Below are 16750 nucleotides of genomic sequence, written 5' to 3' on the forward strand. Positions count from 1 at the left end.
ACCTCAGATCACCAGCTGGAATCGGTGACTCCGCGGTCCGTGGTCCCGTCGTGGTCGTAGGCCTCCACATTGCTGAATCGCATGCTGCCGTCGTCCGGACCGGCGGCATGCACCTGCCGCTCGGCCGCTCCCGGCGGCGCCGTGGACGCTCTGGGCGGTTGCGGGACCTGACTTGCGAAGTCGGGCATGTCCTCGATGAGATCCGACAACTTCGGCAGCCGCGCCCGTCGATCGTGCAGCGGCGCCAGCAATTGCTGTCCCTTGTGGGCGACGTCCACGGCCGCCGCCTGCGCAGCCTCGGTGATCGCCTTGGCGATCTCCGCATAACTCAGATCTTCGATGCCGGGCCCGAACCGCGTCTCGATGACCGTACCGTCGGCGTTCACGAACACCGTCACCCGTTTTCCGCGCGCCGAAGCGCTGCCGACCAGCTGGGCGCGCTCCTGCTGCACCTTGGCGACGGTGCGCAGCTGCTCCTGGACTTCCTCCAGCAGCGCGGCCATCTCGGACTTGGCGAGTTCGTTCGTCATCGTCGGTGTCGCGGGATCAGCGGCGGAAACCGTCGGCGTTGCGGCGGTCCTGACGCTCGAGGTAGTCGGCGGTGCGCGTCTGGTTGGTGGAGAAGTTGCCGAACGTGGAAGCCATGTTCGCCGAGTTCGTCGTCAGATTCTTGCGCGAGGCGGAATAGCCGTCGTTGCCGTTGGGCCCGTTGACGAACTGGTCGCCCATCTTGTCGTTGCCCCACGGCGCTCCGCGACCGGCCAGCGAGGTCTGCAAGGTGGACAGCACGGAGTTGATGCGGTCGCGAACGTGGCTGGTCTTCTGCGCCGCCTGCCGCAGCAGGTCGGGGTCGAGTTCGATCCTCTCCGCCATTGCGTCGTCCTCCTGCGCTCGCGCGGGGCGGACCCGCCCGCTCATTCGGTTGGTGTGTTCGACGATGACAGTCGAGGGCAACTCACCCGTAGCCCGGACGTGAACGGAAAGTGCCCGCGCAGTTACATGCGACTTCGACGTACACCTATCGATGGGCACGTCGAATTGCGGTATGTCCGTGTGGGTTTGGCGAGGCGGGCCACCTGGGCCGATTCGCAAGCCCCGATCAGCAGTTCACATCTCCACCAGCAGAGTGACCGGGCCATCGTTCACCAGATCGATGTGCATATGCGCACCGAACCGCCCGGTGGCCACAGTGGCGCCCAGCTCACGCAGCGCCCGCGCGAAAGCTTCGACGAGCGGTTCGGCGACGGCGCCGGGCGCGGCCGCCGACCAGGACGGGCGCCTGCCCTTGGTGGTGTCGGCGTACAGCGTGAACTGACTGACCACCAGAATCGGGGCCAGCAGATCCGCGGCCGATCGCTCCCCGTCGAGGATGCGCAACCGCCATACCTTGTCGGCCAACGCCTTCGCGGTGGCTTCGGTGTCGGAATGCGTCACGCCGACCAGGGCGACCAAGCCGTGCGGAACACCGCAGGCCACCGGATCGATGCGACCGACGACCTGGTCGTCGACGGTCACCCGCGCCGAACTCACACGCTGCAGAAGGGCTCGCACAAGGCTCGATCATGCCGCCACGCCCAGCCGGGACGAGCATCTGGGTGGCGACCCGCCGTCCTGCCTGATCGGCCTGGCCGGATACAGGTGCGCGCGGGCGGCAACCATGACAAACTCGGTGCCCAGAAGGATGCGTGCGCGGGTGCCGCGCGGTGGCGGAGGATCATGCTGGAAACGAGGAGCGCGATGGATCTGGACGCGTTGGAGCGCCAGATCGCGGCGGATCGGTATGCGGCACTCGACCGTTCGGTCGATTCCGAGCTGCGTCTGGCGACTTCTCTCGGCGAACTCGCCAAGGGTCTGATCGCCACGAAGACCAACGGGTCGGTGCGCGACCGGACCAGGGAGGCGCTGGCGCCCGCCGAAGAAGCGGTGGCGATCCGCCTGCGCCTGCTGTCCCGGGGCCAGGTGCTGACCGCGCGCTTGGCCGGGGAGCTGAACGATGCGCTGCGCTCCTTCGAGCAGGCGGCGCGGCACAGTGGCCGCCGGGAACTCGCGACCACGACGATCCGCCGCGCCTGCGATGTCTATCGTCAAGTGGCGCAAGCACATCCAGAAGTCGCGGGTCCATGTGCGGACGGATTGTCCAAGTGCGGCGTATGGCTGGGCCGGCTGGACCAGGACGCCGCGGTGGCGGCCACCGAGGAGGCGGCCCGCATTCGCGCCGGCCTGGCCGCGGCGAACCCCGAACTGTCCGGCAAGTACCTGGCCAGCCTGAGCACGCTGCTGCGGACGCTCATGATCGGTCGTTCGCGCAAGCAGGCCATCGCCATGTATCGCGAACGGTACGCCGCGCTCACCTCGACCAGCATGTCGATCCGATTGCGCGCGTGCGGCATCCAGGACCTCGATCTCACCCCCAAGTCGCACCGGGCGCTGGTCGAACTGAACTGCCGCACCCTGGAGCAGGCCGGGAGGCTGACCCAGCAGCAGATCATGTTCAAGTCCTCCGGCGATCTGTCCACCGTCGAGGAGATCAACTGGAAGCTGGCCCTGGTCGGCCTGCGACCGCTCGCACCCGGTGCGGAGCCGGATCAGCCGGCGATGCCGGTGCAGATCGGCGCGACCTTCGGCGCGCTGAGTGTCTACTGCCCGGAGCGGGATGCCATCTCCCAGGTGCGCGCGGCGATCATCGCGGCATATGCCATCGATGACGCTTACCCCCTCGACCGCGAGAGTTACCTCGGCACGCACGAGTCGAAGTGGAAGATCCGCGAACCCGAGCTGAACACCTCGGCCACCCTCGGCGACGACATCGTGCTGATCGATCAGCCCTACGGCGGCTGGGTGACGGTAATGAGCCTGAACTGGGAGCTCACACCGGTTGCGAAACACCCACTGGCCCTGCGCCTCTCGCAGGACTGGCCGGTGGCGGCGATCACGGTCACCGAGAACGTGGCCTACGAGCTGTGCTGGTACGAGCACGGCGCGGCCACCCAGTACGCCGCGCTCGGCCGGCCGGCCGGCCAGGCTCCTCTCGACAAGCCGCTCGCGCCCCTGGACTTCGAGACGCTGGCCCTCTACAACCCCGACCGGGCGACCGAGAGCAAACTGCGCGCGGCCTTCGGCAATACGAAGGTGTTCGCCAACCTCACTTATCTGCCCGACAGCGGCCTGCGCCAAATCAGTGTGGACACCCCGCTGTCCGAGCACGGTGACCGCGTGCTGTTCTTCCGCACAACACCCTGAGCGCCCCGCCAGCAAGACTCCGGTCCGGCTGACCGGCGCGAAACAGCGCGCCGGTTGGATCGGCGGTGAACAAAATGCCGGAGGTCTGGACTCCAGTTCTGCGCAGGTCATTTGACCAGGTATTACGTACGCCGACGTGAATACGGTTCTCGGCGCAGCAGGATACCAATTACCGAAACTAACGGTAACCCCTAAGCACGTAAAATTCTCGCGAACTAATTGAACGGAACGTTTATCCCGTTCCATGGAGTGCTCTACTGAGACAGCCCCCAATGGTGAGACGGATCACAGCACTGATGTCCCATCACCAGCCGGGCACCTGGAGAAAAAGTCAGACGAAGTTACCCGAGGCCCCCCATGGACCAAATGGCGTTGGCGGATACCCCGACCGCCCGATGCGCCTACTATCGACACACTTGCGACCTGCCCGCCGGAGTCCATCCGGAGATCGGCCGAATCACCGTCCGCGCCGGACTTGTCGGCGCGATCACGATGCCCGCCGCGCTGGGGCAAAAGGTCCGCGATGATCTCACCCACCGCCGAATCGGCCTGGGTCCGATCATCTGTCACGAACGATCCGAACGATGGACCTTCCTGACCCGCCCAGACCTATCCTACGACGTTCGGCTGTTCGCCGAGCTGTTCCGCCTCAACGTCTCGATCGTGCCGTGCGGCGGCGAGATCGCACTGCCATCCCCCGATGACGCCAGCGTGCGGTATCGGCACTGGATCGTGGCCCCGCGCAGCGATTTCCGCCCCTCCGGCTCGTCCGTCGTCGATGCCGTCCGGTCCTGCGTGAGAGCGGGGAAGCGATGACGACCGGCGCCCTGCCCGCGAAGCATCAGGTGCTGCAAGCATGCCGAGGTGAGCTCCAGGAAGGCAATCAGCTGCTGCGCTGTGCACACCAGCTCACCACGTTGCACGAGCGCAGGCTCAGCGCGGAATGCGACTCGTTGGACGAGATCGATGCGTTGCGCGCGAGCCTGGTTCGCGATATCGACCGCTGGATCACCGTGCAGTTGCCGCCCGCGCACGGCGCTGCGCATGTGCACACCGAGACCATGGGCTCCGTGATCGACCGCATGGCCCAGTTCACCGCGCACGCCTATGCTGCGCTGGCCAGCGCCTCGGAATGGGATCTCTGGGATGCCTGGCAGCGCTTGGCCGAACTGGCCGTCGGCTACGACGACCTGGCCGCCGAGGTCTGCGCGGGCGTCCGCCGACTACCGGGCGCCTCCTAGGGTCCGCAGCGGTGTCCCATCAATAGGGTGGGACACCGAGGCCGACCACAGTCACATCGCCGGCAGCCTACGTCGGTCGGCTGCCGCATCAATCCGAGCGATCTCGGCGCTCGGCTCACCCCGGTGCACCATCGGCCGAGTCGCTACCTACGCATACGAAATACGCACCCCACAGCGGTTCCCGACGCTGCGGGCGGACCCACACGCAGCGTGTATCGAATCGAACTGGGTGGTCCCCCAACCGAATTCGAGTAGCGATCTACTCACGTGCCCCGTACCCGGCCGGCCATACGCTGACGGCATCGTTCAGGACAGTTCGGCACGAAGGAGGGACACATCCCGCACCGGCACCGCCGCGGGCATATCGCTTCGGCCAGACGCACAGGACGCGGGTGCAAGGAACGACGTCACCGATCCAGCGCGAGCTGGGTATCGCCTGGTGATCCGCGGTCGGCGCATGGTGCCGATACCGCGCACCCGGCGAGATCGACCAGGATGCCTGGCGTCGGTGCGGCTCGGATCCTCGCCGCGCAGCGTCACCGAATCGGGACATCCGACCGGCGACCGCCAGGTGCTACTCGGGACGCAGGGTCAGGATCCGCGGCCCGTCCTCGGTGACGGCGACGGTGTGCTCCCAATGTGCAGCACGACTGCCGTCGACGGTGACCACGGTCCAGTCGTCGTCCAGCACCTTGGTCTGAGTGGTGCCGAGCGTCAGCATCGGCTCGATCGCGAGAACCGACCCCACCACCAGCTTCGGGCCCTTGCCCGGTTCGCCTTCGTTGGCGAGGAAGGGATCGAGGTGCATTTCCCGGCCGATGGCGTGCCCACCGTAACCGTCGACGATGCCGTAGGCGCGCCCGTGTTCCTTCTCGGCTGCCCGGGTGCCCAGTTCGATGGCATGCGAGACGTCGGTGAGCCGGTAACCGGGCAGCATCGCCGCGATACCGGCCTCCATCGACAGCTTGGTCGCCTCGCTGAGCAACCGGTCGGCCTCGATGATCGTGCCGACGCCGAAGGTCCAGGCCGAATCACCGTGCCAGCCGTCGAGAATCGCCCCGCAGTCGATGGACACCAGGTCGCCCTCGGCGAGAATCTCCTCGCCGGTCGGAATCCCGTGCACCACACGGTCGTTCACCGACGCGCAGATGGACGCGGGAAACCCGTGGTAGCCCTTGAACGACGGTACCGCGCCCGCGTCCCGGATCACCTGCTCGGCGACCTCGTCCAGTTCCAGGGTGGACACCCCGGGCTTGGCGGCCGCGCGCACGGCGACCAAGGCCTGACCGACGATCGCGCCAGCGGCCGCCATGGCATCCAGTTCACCAGCCGTCCGGAATGGCACGACCTTCTTCTTGCGGTGGAAGACCATGCGGCCTCAGTGGCCGAGCGCGCGCAGTGCGCGCGTGTTGACGTCGTCGACCTCGCCGACGCCGTCCACCGAGACGACCAGGCCGTCGTAGTGCTGCAACAGCGGCTCGGTCTCCTCGCGGTACACCCGCAGCCGGTTGCGGATCACGTCTTCGTTGTCGTCGGCACGGCCGCGGGCCAGCATCCGCTCGACCACCGTGTCCTCCGCAACGACGAAGCACAGCACCGCGTCGAGCTTGGTGTCCATGTCCTTGAGGATCTTCTCCAGCGCGTCGGCCTGGTCCACCGTGCGCGGGTAGCCGTCGAGCACGAAACCGTTCGCGGCATCGGGCTCGTTGACCCGGGCTTCGACCATTCGGTTGGTCACGTCGCTGGGCACCAGGTCGCCCGCGTCCATGTACTTCTGTGCTTCGCGACCCAGCGGCGTCTGCTGGCTGATATTCGCGCGGAACAGGTCCCCGGTGGAGATGTGCGGAACGCCCAGCTTCTCCGACAGCAGGACAGCCTGGGTGCCTTTACCGGCGCCCGGCGGACCGAGCAGTACAACTCTCACTTGAGGAACCCTTCGTAATTTCGATTCATCAGCTGGCTCTCGATCTGCTTCACGGTGTCCAGACCGACGCTCACCATGATCAGCACCGCGGTACCGCCGAACGGGAGGTTCTGGACGCCACCGGAAGCACCGATATCGAGGAACACGTTCGGCAGCACAGCCACCAGACCGAGATAGATCGAGCCGGGGAGCGTGATACGGCTCAGAACGAAGTTGAGATAGTCGGCCGTCGGCTTGCCGGGGCGATAGCCCGGAATGAAGCCGCCGAACTTCTTCATCTCGTCGGCGCGCTCCTCCGGATTGAAGGTGATCGCGACGTAGAAGTAGGTGAAGAACACGATCAGACCGAAGTAGATCGCGATGTAGATCGGGTTGCTCGGATTCACCAGGTATTTCTGGATGATGTCCTGCCACCAGCTCGGATCCGGATTGTTCTGCGACGAGGTCAGCTGCGCCACCAAGTTGGGCAGATACAGCAGCGACGAGGCGAAGATGACCGGGATGACGCCCGCCTGGTTCACCTTCAACGGCAGGTAGGTCGAGGAGCCGCCGTACATCTTCCGGCCGACCACGCGCTTGGCGTACTGGACCGGAATCCTGCGCTGACCCTGCTCGACGAAGATCACGGCGGTGACGATCGCCAGCGCGGCGACACACACCAGGGCGAATACCAGGCCGCCTCGGCTGTCCAGGATGGCCTTGCCCTCGGTCGGGATGCGGGCGGCGATACCGGCGAAGATCAGCAGCGACATGCCGTTGCCGATACCGCGCTCGGTGATCTGCTCGCCGAACCACATCACCAGCGCCGCGCCCGCGGTCATCACGAGCACGATGATGATCATGCCGAAGATGCTGGTGTCGGCGAGGATGTCTTCTTGGCAGCCCTGCAACAGCTGGCCGCGGGCCGCCAGCGCGACCAGACCCGTGGCCTGCAGGATCGCCAGCGCGATCGACAGGTACCGGGTGTACTGCGTCATCTTGGTCTGGCCTGCTTGGCCTTCCTTGCGCAGTTCCTCGAACCGCGGGATGACGACGGTGAGCAGCTGGATGATGATGCTCGCGGTGATGTAGGGCATGATGCCGATCGCGAAGACCGACAGCTGCAGCAGCGCACCACCGGAGAACAGGTTGATCAGCTGGTAGATGCCTGCGTTCTCACCACCGGAGACCAGGTCGACACATTTCTGGACCGCCTGATAGTCGACGCCGGGGGAGGGCAGCGCGGCACCTACGCGGTACAACGCGACCAACCCCAGCGTGAAGAGAATCTTCCGCCGTAAGTCCGGAGTCCGGAAGGCCGATACGAAGGCGGAAAGCACTGATCCTCCTGGCGCGAACGACATGGTCATGACATGGGTTGTTCAGCGATTTGTGTCCCTGCTAAGCACAGAAGGGACGCCGAAACCCATGACGAGGCTTGGCAGACAACAATTGAACTCTAACAGTGGCACCGGACGAGCCTTCACTCGTCCGGTGCCACTACTTGCAGAGTACCGTCAGCCCAGCTCGGTGACGGTGCCACCGGCGGCGGTGATCTTCTCCTTCGCCGCGCCGGTGACCTTGTCGACGGTGACCTGGACCGCGACGCCGATCTCGCCGTCGCCGAGGACCTTGACCAGCCGGTTCTTGCGAACCGCGCCGGCGGCCACGAGCTCGGCCTTGCCGACCTCGCCACCCTCGGGGAACAGCTTGGCGATGGCGCCGACGTTCACGACCTGGTATTCCGTGCGGAACGGGTTCGTGAAGCCCTTGAGCTTGGGCAGCCGCATGTGAATCGGCATCTGCCCACCCTCGAAGGCGGCGGGCACGTTCTTGCGCGCCTTGGTGCCCTTGGTACCGCGGCCCGCGGTCTTGCCCTTGGAGGCCTCACCGCGACCCACGCGGATCTTCTCGGTCTTGGCGCCGGGAGCAGGACGCAGGTGATGCAACTTGATGGTCATGTCAGACCTCCTCAACGGTCACGAGGTGGCGCACGACGTTGATCAGCCCGCGGTTCTGGGCGTTGTCCTCGCGGACCACGGTCTTGCGAATGCCGCGCAGACCGAGCGTCCGCAGACTCTCCCGCTGATTCTTCTTGGCGCCGATCGAACTCTTGATCTGGGTCACCTTGAGATCTGCCATTACTTGACACCTCCGGCAGCCTGAGCGCGCGCACGCAGCATGCCCGCCGGAGCGACGTCCTCGAGCGGCAGGCCACGACGGGCCGCGACCTCTTCCGGACGCTGCAGCAGCTTGAGGGCCGTAACCGTCGCGTGCACGACGTTGATGGCGTTGTCGCTACCGAGCGACTTCGCCAGAATGTCATGGATACCGGCGCATTCCAGCACGGCACGAGCCGCGCCACCGGCGATCACACCGGTACCAGGCGAGGCCGGACGCAGCATGACCACACCGGCCGCCGCCTCACCCTGAACCGGGTGGGTGATGGTGGAGCCGATCATCGGGACGCGGAAGAAGTTCTTGCGAGCCTCCTCGACACCCTTCTGGATGGCCGCGGGAACTTCCTTGGCCTTGCCGTAGCCGACGCCGACCAGACCGTTGCCGTCACCGACGATCACCAGGGCGGTGAAGCTGAAGCGCCGACCACCCTTCACGACCTTGGAGACGCGGTTGATCGCGACGACCCGCTCGAGCTGGTTCTTCTCGGCGGCACTCTCGCGACGGTCGCCGCCACCACGACGGTCGCCGCCACCGCGACGATCGCCGCGGCCGCCCTCGGGGGCGCTGCCATTCTGTCCGGCGGGTCCGCTTCCGCCGTCACGCCTCTGACGTCCCGGCATCAGACGTTCCTTCCGTTCTTGTTGGTCACGATCATCAGAATTTCAACCCACCTTCGCGAGCGGCGTCGGCCAGTGCGGCGATCCGGCCGTGGTAGTCGTGGCCACCACGGTCGAACACGACGGCCTCGACACCGGCGGCCTTGGCACGGGCGGCGAGCAGCTCGCCGACCTTCTTGCTCTTGGCCGACTTGTCGCCGTCCACCGCGCGCACATCGGCCTCGATGGTCGAGGCGGCGGCGACGGTCTTGCCGACCGAGTCGTCGACCAGCTGGGCGTGCAGGTGCCGCGAGGAGCGGTTGACCACCAGGCGCGGACGCTCGGTGGTTCCGGCGACCTTCTTGCGCAGGCGGAAGTGACGGCGCGTCTTGGACAGACGGCGCTGAGTCGACACGTCCTTGCCCACGGGGATGCGCTTGGCCTTCTGGTTTTCGGTTTGCGCCATGATCACTTACCCGTCTTTCCGACCTTGCGGCGAACGACCTCGCCGGCGTAGCGGATGCCCTTGCCCTTGTACGGGTCGGGCTTGCGCAGGCCGTGGATGACCGCCGAAATCTGGCCGACCTTCTGCTTGTCGATTCCGGACACGGAGAACTTGGTGGGCGATTCCACCGCGAAGGTGATGCCCTCGGGCGCCTCGATCGGCACCGGGTGGCTGTAGCCAAGGGCGAACTCGAGGTTCTGGCCCTTCAGCGCGACGCGGTAACCGACGCCGAAGATTTCCATCTTCTTCTCGTAGCCCTGGGTCACACCGACGATCATGTTCGACACGAGGGTGCGGGTCAGGCCGTGCAGCGCGCGGCTGCGGCGCTCGTCGTCGGGACGGCCGACCTGGAGCTGGCCGTCTTCCTTGGCGACCGTGATCGGCTCGGCGACGGTCAGCGACAGGGTGCCCTTGGGCCCCTTCACCGACACGTCCTGGCCGTCGATGGCGACATCGACGCCGGCCGGGATGGCGATGGGCTTCTTACCAATACGCGACATTAGTCCTGACCTCCCTTACCAGACGTAAGCGAGGACTTCGCCGCCCACGCCCTGCTTGGCCGCCTGCTTGTCGGTCAGCAGGCCGGAGGACGTGGAGATGATCGCCACGCCGAGGCCGCCGAGCACCTTGGGCAGGTTGGTGGATTTCGCGTACACGCGCAGACCGGGCTTGGAGACACGGCGCACACCGGCGAGGCTGCGCTCCCGGCTCGGGCCGTACTTGAGGTCGACGATGAGCGTCTTGCCCACGGCCGCGTCCTCGGTCCGGTAGTCGGCGATGTAGCCCTCGCGCTTGAGGATCTCGGCGATGTTCGCCTTGAGCTTCGAGTGCGGAGCCTTCACCTGATCGTGGTACGCCGAGTTGGCGTTGCGCAGACGTGTCAGAAAGTCTGCGATCGGATCAGTCATGGTCATGGTTCGACCTAGACACCTTTCTCGCCGCGGTTCCCATACAGCGCTCACATGCGTATCCGCAGGTCAGCGGTGGGCCTACGACAATTCGGATGGTCCGGCCTGCACTTGCCGACCGGATAAGGTATGTATCGCCCGAGCGCACGCATGCGGACATGGAGGTGCCCAGGCAACCGCTCTAGTGTAGGCAAGGGCGTCACCAGGACAAAATCGGGGTCCGTCGGCGGCCGCCTTCTTGTGCATCAGGTGACCAGCAGAAACAGCCTGTGATCGGCATAACATGTCACCATGCCGAGCCCAGGCATCCAACGACCCGACCTCCCCGAGACCATGACGTGGGAGGATCTCGAGCAACTGCCCGAGGAGATAGCCGAGCAGATCGAGCTATGGGATGGGCGGGTCGTGTGGCGAGAGCGCGGACCGGCCGAGCACCAGGAATTCACCAACCTCCTGTGGAGCGGGTTGCGCCGATGCCTGCGCGAAGCGGTGGTCACGGATCCACAGCAGTGCTGGAAGGTCCACACTCGAACGGTCTTCTTCGACGCTTCGGAAAAGTCCGACTTCGTGACGCCGACGTCCTGATGCCGCAACTCCCGAGGCCCCTACCAGGACGTTCGCGCCGACGATGTGCTACTGGTCTGCGAGGTGTTGTCACCGAACCCGCACACCGACCTGGAGGCCAAGAAAGCGCGCTACGCGAAGGCGGGCATCACCTGGTACTGGGAAGTGACGCTCGAGCGCGAGAAGAGCGCCATCGAAATGGTCCGCGCGTTCGCATTGGAAACCACCCACGGCGAGCTTCCGCAGGGAGCGCGCCCGCTTTACCCAACCAACTACCTACTCATCAGCGAGTGGTCGCCGAAGGATTCCGACGCCATCACCACCGACTTCCCGTTCGCGATCCACATCCCATGGTCGGAGTTGGAGTTCTGAGTCGGCGAAGGCAGCAGCATCGATAACCACGAGCTCCGCCAGAGTCCTTCTTGTTGGCGGTACCAACTACGCCCTCACGCGGGACTTTGCATGTCGGCCGCCAACATGTCGTCAACGACATACAGACTGCCTCGACCCCCTGCTCATGCAGGACGGTGGCCGCGGCGGCGGTGAGCCGTTCCCGCTTGCCCGGTTCTCGCGCAGTTGAGTGAGTCGCATGACTAATGCCTAGACAAGTCGCCGCGGCCTTGCTAACTTCCTAAATAAGTCAGTCAACTAACTAATTCTGAGGAGTAGCGGTGATCGTGGTAACTGGCGCGACCGGAAACGTCGGCGGCGAGCTGGTCCGGATTCTCACGGCTGCCGGCGAGGAGGTAGCCGCGGTGTCCCGCCGACTCGGGCCACTGCCGGACGGTGTGGCGCACCGGGCGGCCGATCTCGGTGACCTGGACGGCCTGCGGGACGCGTTCGACGGAGCCGACGCACTGTTCCTGCTCGTCGCCGGCGACGACCCGGATGCGATCCTTGGCATCGCCAAGGAGAAGGGGGTCCAGCGGGTTGTGCTGATGTCGTCCCAGGGCGTCGGTACACGACCAGCGGCGTACGGACACGCAGCGATGTTCGAGGTCGCGGTGCGTGGCAGCGGGCTGGACTGGACGATCCTGCGCTCCGGCGGCCTCGACTCCAACGCGTTCGCGTGGGTCGAGTCCATACGCGCCACCCGCACTGCCGCAGCACCGTTCGGCAGCGTCGGGCTGCCGAACGTCGACCCAGCCGACGTTGCGGCGGTCGCCGCAGTGACGCTGCGCGAGGACGGACACGTCGGCCGGACATACGAGCTGACCGGCCCGGAGCTGGTAACCCCGCGTGACCGGGCCGCAGCCATCGGCGCCGCACTCGGCGCCGCGGTGCGCTACGTCGAACAGACCCGCGACGAGGCGCGTGCCCAGATGCTCACGCTCATGCCCGAACCGGTCGTCGACGGTACCTTGGCCATCCTCGGTGACCCGCTTCCCGCCGAAGTGCACATCAGCCCCGACGTGGCGCATGTCCTCGGTCGTGCCCCGCGCACCTTCGCCGACTGGGCCACCCGCACTGCCGACGCTTTCCGGTGAAGCCCAACATCAAGGCGTTCCTCGCCGAGCCTCGGATCGCGACCCTCACCACGATCCGCTCGGACGGTACACCGCATGTCGCACCGGTGCGGTTCACCTGGGACTCCGTGACGAGCACCGCCCGCGTCCTGACGGTAGCCACATCTCGTAAGGCACGGAACGTGGCCGGCGGCGGGCGCGTGGCCCTCTGCCAGCCGGACGGTTTCCGGTGGGTGACGCTCGAAGGTGCCGCTACCCTGTCCGACGCCGCCGACCGGGTGACCCTCGCCGCCCAGCGCTACCAACGGCGCTACGGATCCGCTCCACCCGACCCCACCGGCCGTGTCGTCATCGAGATCGCGGTCGATCGCATCCTCGGTCTCAACCTCTGAAAGGACGCCCATGCCCGACACCCGTGTACTCGACTCAACCATCCACCACCGCGAAACCGGCACCGGCGTGCCGATCGTGTTCCTGCACGGGAACCCGACCTCGTCGTACCTGTGGCGCAACGTCCTGCTCGGCGTTGGCCCCGGCCGGCTGCTCGCCCTGGACCTGATCGGCATGGGGGACTCGGGCAAACCATCGATCGATTACACGTTCGCCGACCACGCGCGATATCTGGATGCCTGGTTCGACGCGATGAGGTTGGACCGCGTGGTGCTAGTCGGCCACGATTGGGGTGGCGCGCTCGCGTTCGACTGGGCGGCCCGACATCCGGACCGGGTACGCGGGATCGCGTTCACTGAGACCATCGTCAAACCGATGAGCTGGGACGAGTTCCCCGAGGCCGGTCGAGACCTGTGGCGCGCCATCCGGACCGACGGCGTCGGCGAGTCCATATTCCTGGACGACTCGTTCGTCCAGGACGGGCTACGTGCGATCTCGGATCAACTCGACCCCGCCGACCTAGAGGTTTACCAGCGGCCGTACCCGACGCGGGAAAGCCGGCTTCCGCTGCTGCGCTGGGCACGTTCGATGCCGCTGGACGGGACACCGAACGACGTCGTCGCGCGCGCCGAAGCGTACGACGAATGGCTGGCGTCCAGCCCAGACGTACCGAAGCTCATGGTGACCTTCACGCCGGCGTATGGAACGATGACCGAACCCGCCGTCATCGACTGGTGCGCGAAAACTATCTCTGGCCTTCATATCCAGCGGTACGACGAGGTTGCCGGCCACCATACGCCCGAGGACCAGCCGGACCTGCTCGCCGCCGCCATCTCCGACTGGCTGGACCACAACAACCTCCGCTGACCCGTCACGCGACCCCAGGCTGACCGATCTTGTTGCCGACCCGCGGCAACCGGTCGGCGTGTCGGCCACAACAGGGCAAAGGTTCCCGGGCGCGGCACTAGCCGAACGCGCCACCACACTCGGCGAACCCTTCTCCCGCTATCTGGGCGAGGCTGTGCGGGAACTCCGACCCACGCTCGACGGAGCTGCGACGCGGATCACCTATTGGCTCCGACCTGACCGCACAATCGTATTGCTGACAACATTCCGCAAGACCAAGAACCGCGAGGACGCCGAGGTCAAACGCGCGATCGAAGCGCGAAGAATCTGCGAGACCGATCACGGCCCCGCTCACGAAGAGTTCCTGCGCACTATCGAAAAGGGAGAGCTGTGATGCCCCACAGTCGATGGAAGACCAGAAGGGACGGCGAACTGACCGAACCCGAGGCCGTCACCGAAGTGCGTCATGAGATCCGACTGGCTATGGAGCTGGCCGCCGCCGTCTACAACCGCCGAACCGAGCTCGGGCTCACCCAGGCCGAACTCGCTGCCAGGGCAGGTCTGACTCAGGCGAAGATCTCCCGCATCGAGGGATCGGACTCAGTCCCTACCCTCCCCCTGCTGACCAAGCTGGCACGAGCCTTGGATGCTTCGCTGAACATCGCCATCGATGCCGACGACGCCCGCGTCAGCTTCACACCACACAGCAGCGCGGCATAACGCTGGCGCGTCGACTTCGAGACTCGTCCTCGGCACGACTCATATGCCACAGTGCTCATATGCCTCTCGAGCGCACCTTCATCTACGCCGATGCCGACGACTTGGCCGTCATCAAGGACGCAGCGGAGCGGAGCGGTGTCAGCGAAGCTGAGATCATCCGCGAGGCCGTACACTTGGCCGCGATGCGGGTGCGCCGCCGATCGCAGCCGTTACTTCTGACGCGTTTCGCAAGCGGTGATCCCACGCTTGCCGAACGCATCGACGACCTTTCCGCGGATGGCTTCGGCGAGGACTCCGACGGCCGATGATGCTCGGCGTCAGAAGGCATCGCAGCCATTGACCAGAGAGTTGCCTTGCGCGAGCCAAAATCATGCAAGGCATGCAGGGCCCTTCGGAAAAATCGACCCGGCCGTCACGGTTCGAGAAATAGACGCTCACAAGGCAACCTTGCCAATCCGGTTGCGCTGCCTGGAATCACAGCGATGCCGTCAGCGGCTCGCACAGCGCACCACTCCCGCACGAACCGCATGGCCGCAGTGTGGCACGCGGCGAAGTCCAGGCTGATGCCGCCGAGCAGGACGCGTACATGAACATCGGGCTCGTGTGGGCACGGGCTGGTCATGGTTCCAGATCGTTCGTGTCCGGCTCCGAATGCGTATACCGCGCGATGCCGCATCGAATCCGTAGCCGTACGCGCCCAGCCGCCACCGCTTCCACCATGGCGTTGAACCCGTCCCAGTGCCGCACGTGATGAAGCACCTGATCATCGGTGATTCCGCCGGGTTGCCGCTCTTCACGGAAGAGATGCGAAGGTAGGAAGCACAATGCCGTGCCGATATGGCGCGAAATCATTCAGCGAGCCAGGAACACTTCCCTGACCCGGATGGGGTACACCTCTACGGTTAGTTCCCCGGCCAGATCGGCTCCCTTTGTGGAGATCTTGATGATCCCACTTCCTTCGACTGCGATTCGGTGCACCTGCTCGCGAAAAAGATCGACGATAAGCGTCGAATCCTGCATCCACCGGATACGGACAGACCGCGCGATCACATCGTACGACAATTCCAGCTTGTTCCTGTCGCCGGAATCGATGTTGACAACAAAGGCAGAAGTCGTTCCCGGAATTGCGACACGTTCCGCACCGAACGCCTCGAGGAAGTCGGACTCCTCCGGTTCAACGAATTCATGGTCAGGCAAAATGCCCCGTCCTTTGGGATCGCAGCGGTTATTACTTGTGCATGAGTTCGCGCAGATTCCTTAGACCGGTTTCCGCGTCCGCAGAGAGCTTGGACCGGTCTATAGATAATGCATTGCTGAGCACCGGAAATTCATCGAAGTTATCCAGCTCACTCAGCATATATGCGGTGTAGTCGATGTCGGGATCGTCGCAGCGCCGACCCAGTTCAGTAAGTACCGCTAGGAGACCATCCTCTCCACCATAACGAACGAGTTGCTCTGCCGAATCGACTCGCACGGTCACAATATTGTCATTGGCCATCATCTCTTCGAGTCGTTCACGCGCAATGCTCGACTTGATATTCCGGCCGAGATCGGGTATTGCATCGATCCTCGTTGCATTGTTGTCGCTTTTGGATAGAGCCAATATAGTCGACAGGTCTATTTCGGCACCATGCACTACCGACTCCGACAGGTCTTCAAGCTGGCTGGATTCATCGAGAACTGAACCAGGCGCATATTCTTCTCCAATTTGAACGAGCCCGCTCGAGGACCGGCACTTCCTCGACGGCGGGATCTTCGTCATCCCGTAAGCGACGATCCTGCTGAGGCGCCAAATAGCCGAATAGCTGCTCGATCTGATTTATACCTTCGCTCACGTCAGACGGAGGGGACTGATTCAGAATTTCACGCGCGTTCTGCAAGATCGGAAATCGGTTATTGGTCTGCAATTCTTGCAAACGATAGGCGATATAGTCCGAATCGGGGTCATCCACTCGTCTCCCCAGTTCGCCGAGGATAGCGACCATTCCAGCCTGGCCACCGAATCGCGCTAGGACCTCTGTTGCCTCCAATTCGACCGCCATATCCTCATCACCGAGGAGCTCGGCCAGTCGGTTGATCGCTTCGTCGCACGGAAGCAGTCGACCAAGTTCAACAGCCGCACCCGCTCGGGCTTTCCAGGCCAGTGAGCGCGAATCAGCGAGCGCCTGGGTCAATCCCACGATTCTCCTA

General features: G+C 64.9%; 25 protein-coding genes and 1 pseudogene. 11 read left to right on the forward strand and 15 right to left on the reverse strand.

Annotated elements, in window-relative coordinates:
- Positions 1-8: 8 nt before the first annotated feature.
- From NA4_RS04205 to dtd, 3 genes are all read right to left on the reverse strand, one after another.
- Entirely contained in the window at positions 9-530 is a 522-nt protein-coding gene (locus tag NA4_RS04205) for a YbaB/EbfC family nucleoid-associated protein (RefSeq protein WP_067464120.1), read from the reverse strand.
- A 16-nt stretch (positions 531-546) separates the two neighbouring features.
- Positions 547-873: a WXG100 family type VII secretion target gene (locus NA4_RS04210; protein WP_157128797.1), complete on the reverse strand. Its 327-nt coding sequence runs from the start codon at positions 871-873 to the stop codon at positions 547-549.
- A gap of 234 nt (positions 874-1107) precedes the next feature.
- Positions 1108-1551 carry a D-aminoacyl-tRNA deacylase gene (dtd, locus tag NA4_RS04215; RefSeq protein WP_067464127.1) on the reverse strand — a complete coding sequence of 148 codons (444 nt, stop codon included), beginning with the start codon at positions 1549-1551 and terminating at the stop codon, positions 1108-1110.
- A gap of 165 nt (positions 1552-1716) precedes the next feature.
- Here dtd and NA4_RS04220 point away from each other — a divergent pair, with 165 nt between their 5' ends.
- The 3 genes from NA4_RS04220 to NA4_RS04230 all read left to right on the forward strand — a co-directional run bounded on the left by NA4_RS04220 (position 1717) and on the right by NA4_RS04230 (position 4481).
- Positions 1717-3240 carry a hypothetical protein gene (locus tag NA4_RS04220; protein ID WP_245671100.1) on the forward strand — a complete coding sequence of 508 codons (1524 nt, stop codon included), beginning with the start codon at positions 1717-1719 and terminating at the stop codon, positions 3238-3240.
- Between the two features lie 366 nt (positions 3241-3606).
- Positions 3607-4056, forward strand: a complete 450-nt coding sequence (locus NA4_RS04225; RefSeq protein ID WP_245671102.1) for a DNA-directed RNA polymerase subunit beta — start codon at positions 3607-3609, stop codon at positions 4054-4056.
- Positions 4053-4481: a DUF4254 domain-containing protein gene (locus NA4_RS04230; RefSeq protein ID WP_067464132.1), complete on the forward strand. Its 429-nt coding sequence runs from the start codon at positions 4053-4055 to the stop codon at positions 4479-4481. Before NA4_RS04225 ends, NA4_RS04230 begins: the two co-directional genes overlap by 4 nt.
- A 574-nt stretch (positions 4482-5055) precedes the next feature.
- On the opposite strand, the gene map is transcribed toward NA4_RS04230, so the two are convergent.
- The 9 genes from map to rpsH all read right to left on the reverse strand — a co-directional run bounded on the left by map (position 5056) and on the right by rpsH (position 10580).
- Positions 5056-5853 carry a type I methionyl aminopeptidase gene (map, locus tag NA4_RS04235; RefSeq protein ID WP_067464135.1) on the reverse strand — a complete coding sequence of 266 codons (798 nt, stop codon included), beginning with the start codon at positions 5851-5853 and terminating at the stop codon, positions 5056-5058.
- A 6-nt stretch (positions 5854-5859) separates the two neighbouring features.
- The gene (locus tag NA4_RS04240; protein ID WP_067464137.1) at positions 5860-6405 is read right to left on the reverse strand and encodes an adenylate kinase; all 546 of its coding nucleotides are present in this window, start codon (positions 6403-6405) and stop codon (positions 5860-5862) included.
- Complete coding sequence (gene secY, locus NA4_RS04245) at positions 6402-7724, reverse strand: preprotein translocase subunit SecY (protein ID WP_067464330.1); 1323 nt, start codon at positions 7722-7724, stop codon at positions 6402-6404. The genes NA4_RS04240 and secY overlap by 4 nt, the downstream gene beginning before the upstream one ends.
- 177 nt (positions 7725-7901) lie before the next feature.
- Positions 7902-8345 carry a 50S ribosomal protein L15 gene (rplO, locus tag NA4_RS04250; protein WP_067464140.1) on the reverse strand — a complete coding sequence of 148 codons (444 nt, stop codon included), beginning with the start codon at positions 8343-8345 and terminating at the stop codon, positions 7902-7904.
- A 1-nt stretch (position 8346) separates the two neighbouring features.
- Complete coding sequence (gene rpmD, locus NA4_RS04255) at positions 8347-8526, reverse strand: 50S ribosomal protein L30 (protein WP_067464143.1); 180 nt, start codon at positions 8524-8526, stop codon at positions 8347-8349.
- A complete protein-coding gene (gene rpsE, locus NA4_RS04260) occupies positions 8526-9185 on the reverse strand; it encodes a 30S ribosomal protein S5 (RefSeq protein WP_067464146.1) in 660 nt (219 codons plus the stop codon). The genes rpmD and rpsE overlap by 1 nt, the downstream gene beginning before the upstream one ends.
- Positions 9186-9219: 34 nt before the next feature.
- Complete coding sequence (rplR, locus tag NA4_RS04265) at positions 9220-9627, reverse strand: 50S ribosomal protein L18 (RefSeq protein WP_067464150.1); 408 nt, start codon at positions 9625-9627, stop codon at positions 9220-9222.
- A gap of 2 nt (positions 9628-9629) precedes the next feature.
- Positions 9630-10166, reverse strand: coding sequence for a 50S ribosomal protein L6 (gene rplF, locus NA4_RS04270; RefSeq protein WP_067464153.1), 537 nt, complete (start codon positions 10164-10166; stop codon positions 9630-9632).
- Between the two features lie 15 nt (positions 10167-10181).
- Entirely contained in the window at positions 10182-10580 is a 399-nt protein-coding gene (rpsH, locus tag NA4_RS04275) for a 30S ribosomal protein S8 (protein WP_067464156.1), read from the reverse strand.
- A 285-nt stretch (positions 10581-10865) separates the two neighbouring features.
- Here rpsH and NA4_RS43465 point away from each other — a divergent pair, with 285 nt between their 5' ends.
- From NA4_RS43465 to NA4_RS04310, 8 genes and pseudogenes are all read left to right on the forward strand, one after another.
- On the forward strand, positions 10866-11159 hold the full coding sequence (locus tag NA4_RS43465; RefSeq protein ID WP_307188568.1) for a hypothetical protein: 294 nt from the start codon (positions 10866-10868) through the stop codon (positions 11157-11159).
- A 42-nt stretch (positions 11160-11201) separates the two neighbouring features.
- Positions 11202-11510, forward strand: a pseudogene (locus tag NA4_RS43470) (Uma2 family endonuclease); the annotation flags it as partial.
- Between the two features lie 299 nt (positions 11511-11809).
- On the forward strand, positions 11810-12625 hold the full coding sequence (locus tag NA4_RS04285) for an SDR family oxidoreductase (protein WP_067464159.1): 816 nt from the start codon (positions 11810-11812) through the stop codon (positions 12623-12625).
- Entirely contained in the window at positions 12622-12996 is a 375-nt protein-coding gene (locus NA4_RS04290; RefSeq protein ID WP_067464162.1) for a pyridoxamine 5'-phosphate oxidase family protein, read from the forward strand. The genes NA4_RS04285 and NA4_RS04290 overlap by 4 nt, the downstream gene beginning before the upstream one ends.
- Before the next feature lie 10 nt (positions 12997-13006).
- Complete coding sequence (locus tag NA4_RS04295) at positions 13007-13861, forward strand: haloalkane dehalogenase (RefSeq protein WP_067464165.1); 855 nt, start codon at positions 13007-13009, stop codon at positions 13859-13861.
- A 58-nt stretch (positions 13862-13919) separates the two neighbouring features.
- On the forward strand, positions 13920-14234 hold the full coding sequence (locus NA4_RS04300; protein ID WP_218022249.1) for a type II toxin-antitoxin system RelE/ParE family toxin: 315 nt from the start codon (positions 13920-13922) through the stop codon (positions 14232-14234).
- Positions 14234-14560: a helix-turn-helix domain-containing protein gene (locus tag NA4_RS04305; protein ID WP_067464168.1), complete on the forward strand. Its 327-nt coding sequence runs from the start codon at positions 14234-14236 to the stop codon at positions 14558-14560. The genes NA4_RS04300 and NA4_RS04305 overlap by 1 nt, the downstream gene beginning before the upstream one ends.
- A gap of 59 nt (positions 14561-14619) precedes the next feature.
- Positions 14620-14868, forward strand: a complete 249-nt coding sequence (locus tag NA4_RS04310; protein WP_067464171.1) for a ribbon-helix-helix domain-containing protein — start codon at positions 14620-14622, stop codon at positions 14866-14868.
- 544 nt (positions 14869-15412) lie between these two features.
- Here the strand turns inward: NA4_RS04310 and NA4_RS04320 are convergent.
- From NA4_RS04320 to NA4_RS38685, 3 genes are read right to left on the reverse strand one after another with little or no spacing between them, the layout of a single operon-like run.
- Positions 15413-15757: a hypothetical protein gene (locus tag NA4_RS04320; RefSeq protein ID WP_067464176.1), complete on the reverse strand. Its 345-nt coding sequence runs from the start codon at positions 15755-15757 to the stop codon at positions 15413-15415.
- 31 nt (positions 15758-15788) lie between these two features.
- Positions 15789-16196: a hypothetical protein gene (locus NA4_RS38680; RefSeq protein ID WP_157128798.1), complete on the reverse strand. Its 408-nt coding sequence runs from the start codon at positions 16194-16196 to the stop codon at positions 15789-15791.
- A 34-nt stretch (positions 16197-16230) separates the two neighbouring features.
- Positions 16231-16740 carry a HEAT repeat domain-containing protein gene (locus NA4_RS38685; protein ID WP_169810973.1) on the reverse strand — a complete coding sequence of 170 codons (510 nt, stop codon included), beginning with the start codon at positions 16738-16740 and terminating at the stop codon, positions 16231-16233.
- Between the last annotated feature and the right edge of the window lie 10 nt (positions 16741-16750).

The organism is Nocardia amamiensis NBRC 102102, from assembly GCF_001612745.1.
GTDB lineage: Bacteria > Actinomycetota > Actinomycetes > Mycobacteriales > Mycobacteriaceae > Nocardia > Nocardia amamiensis.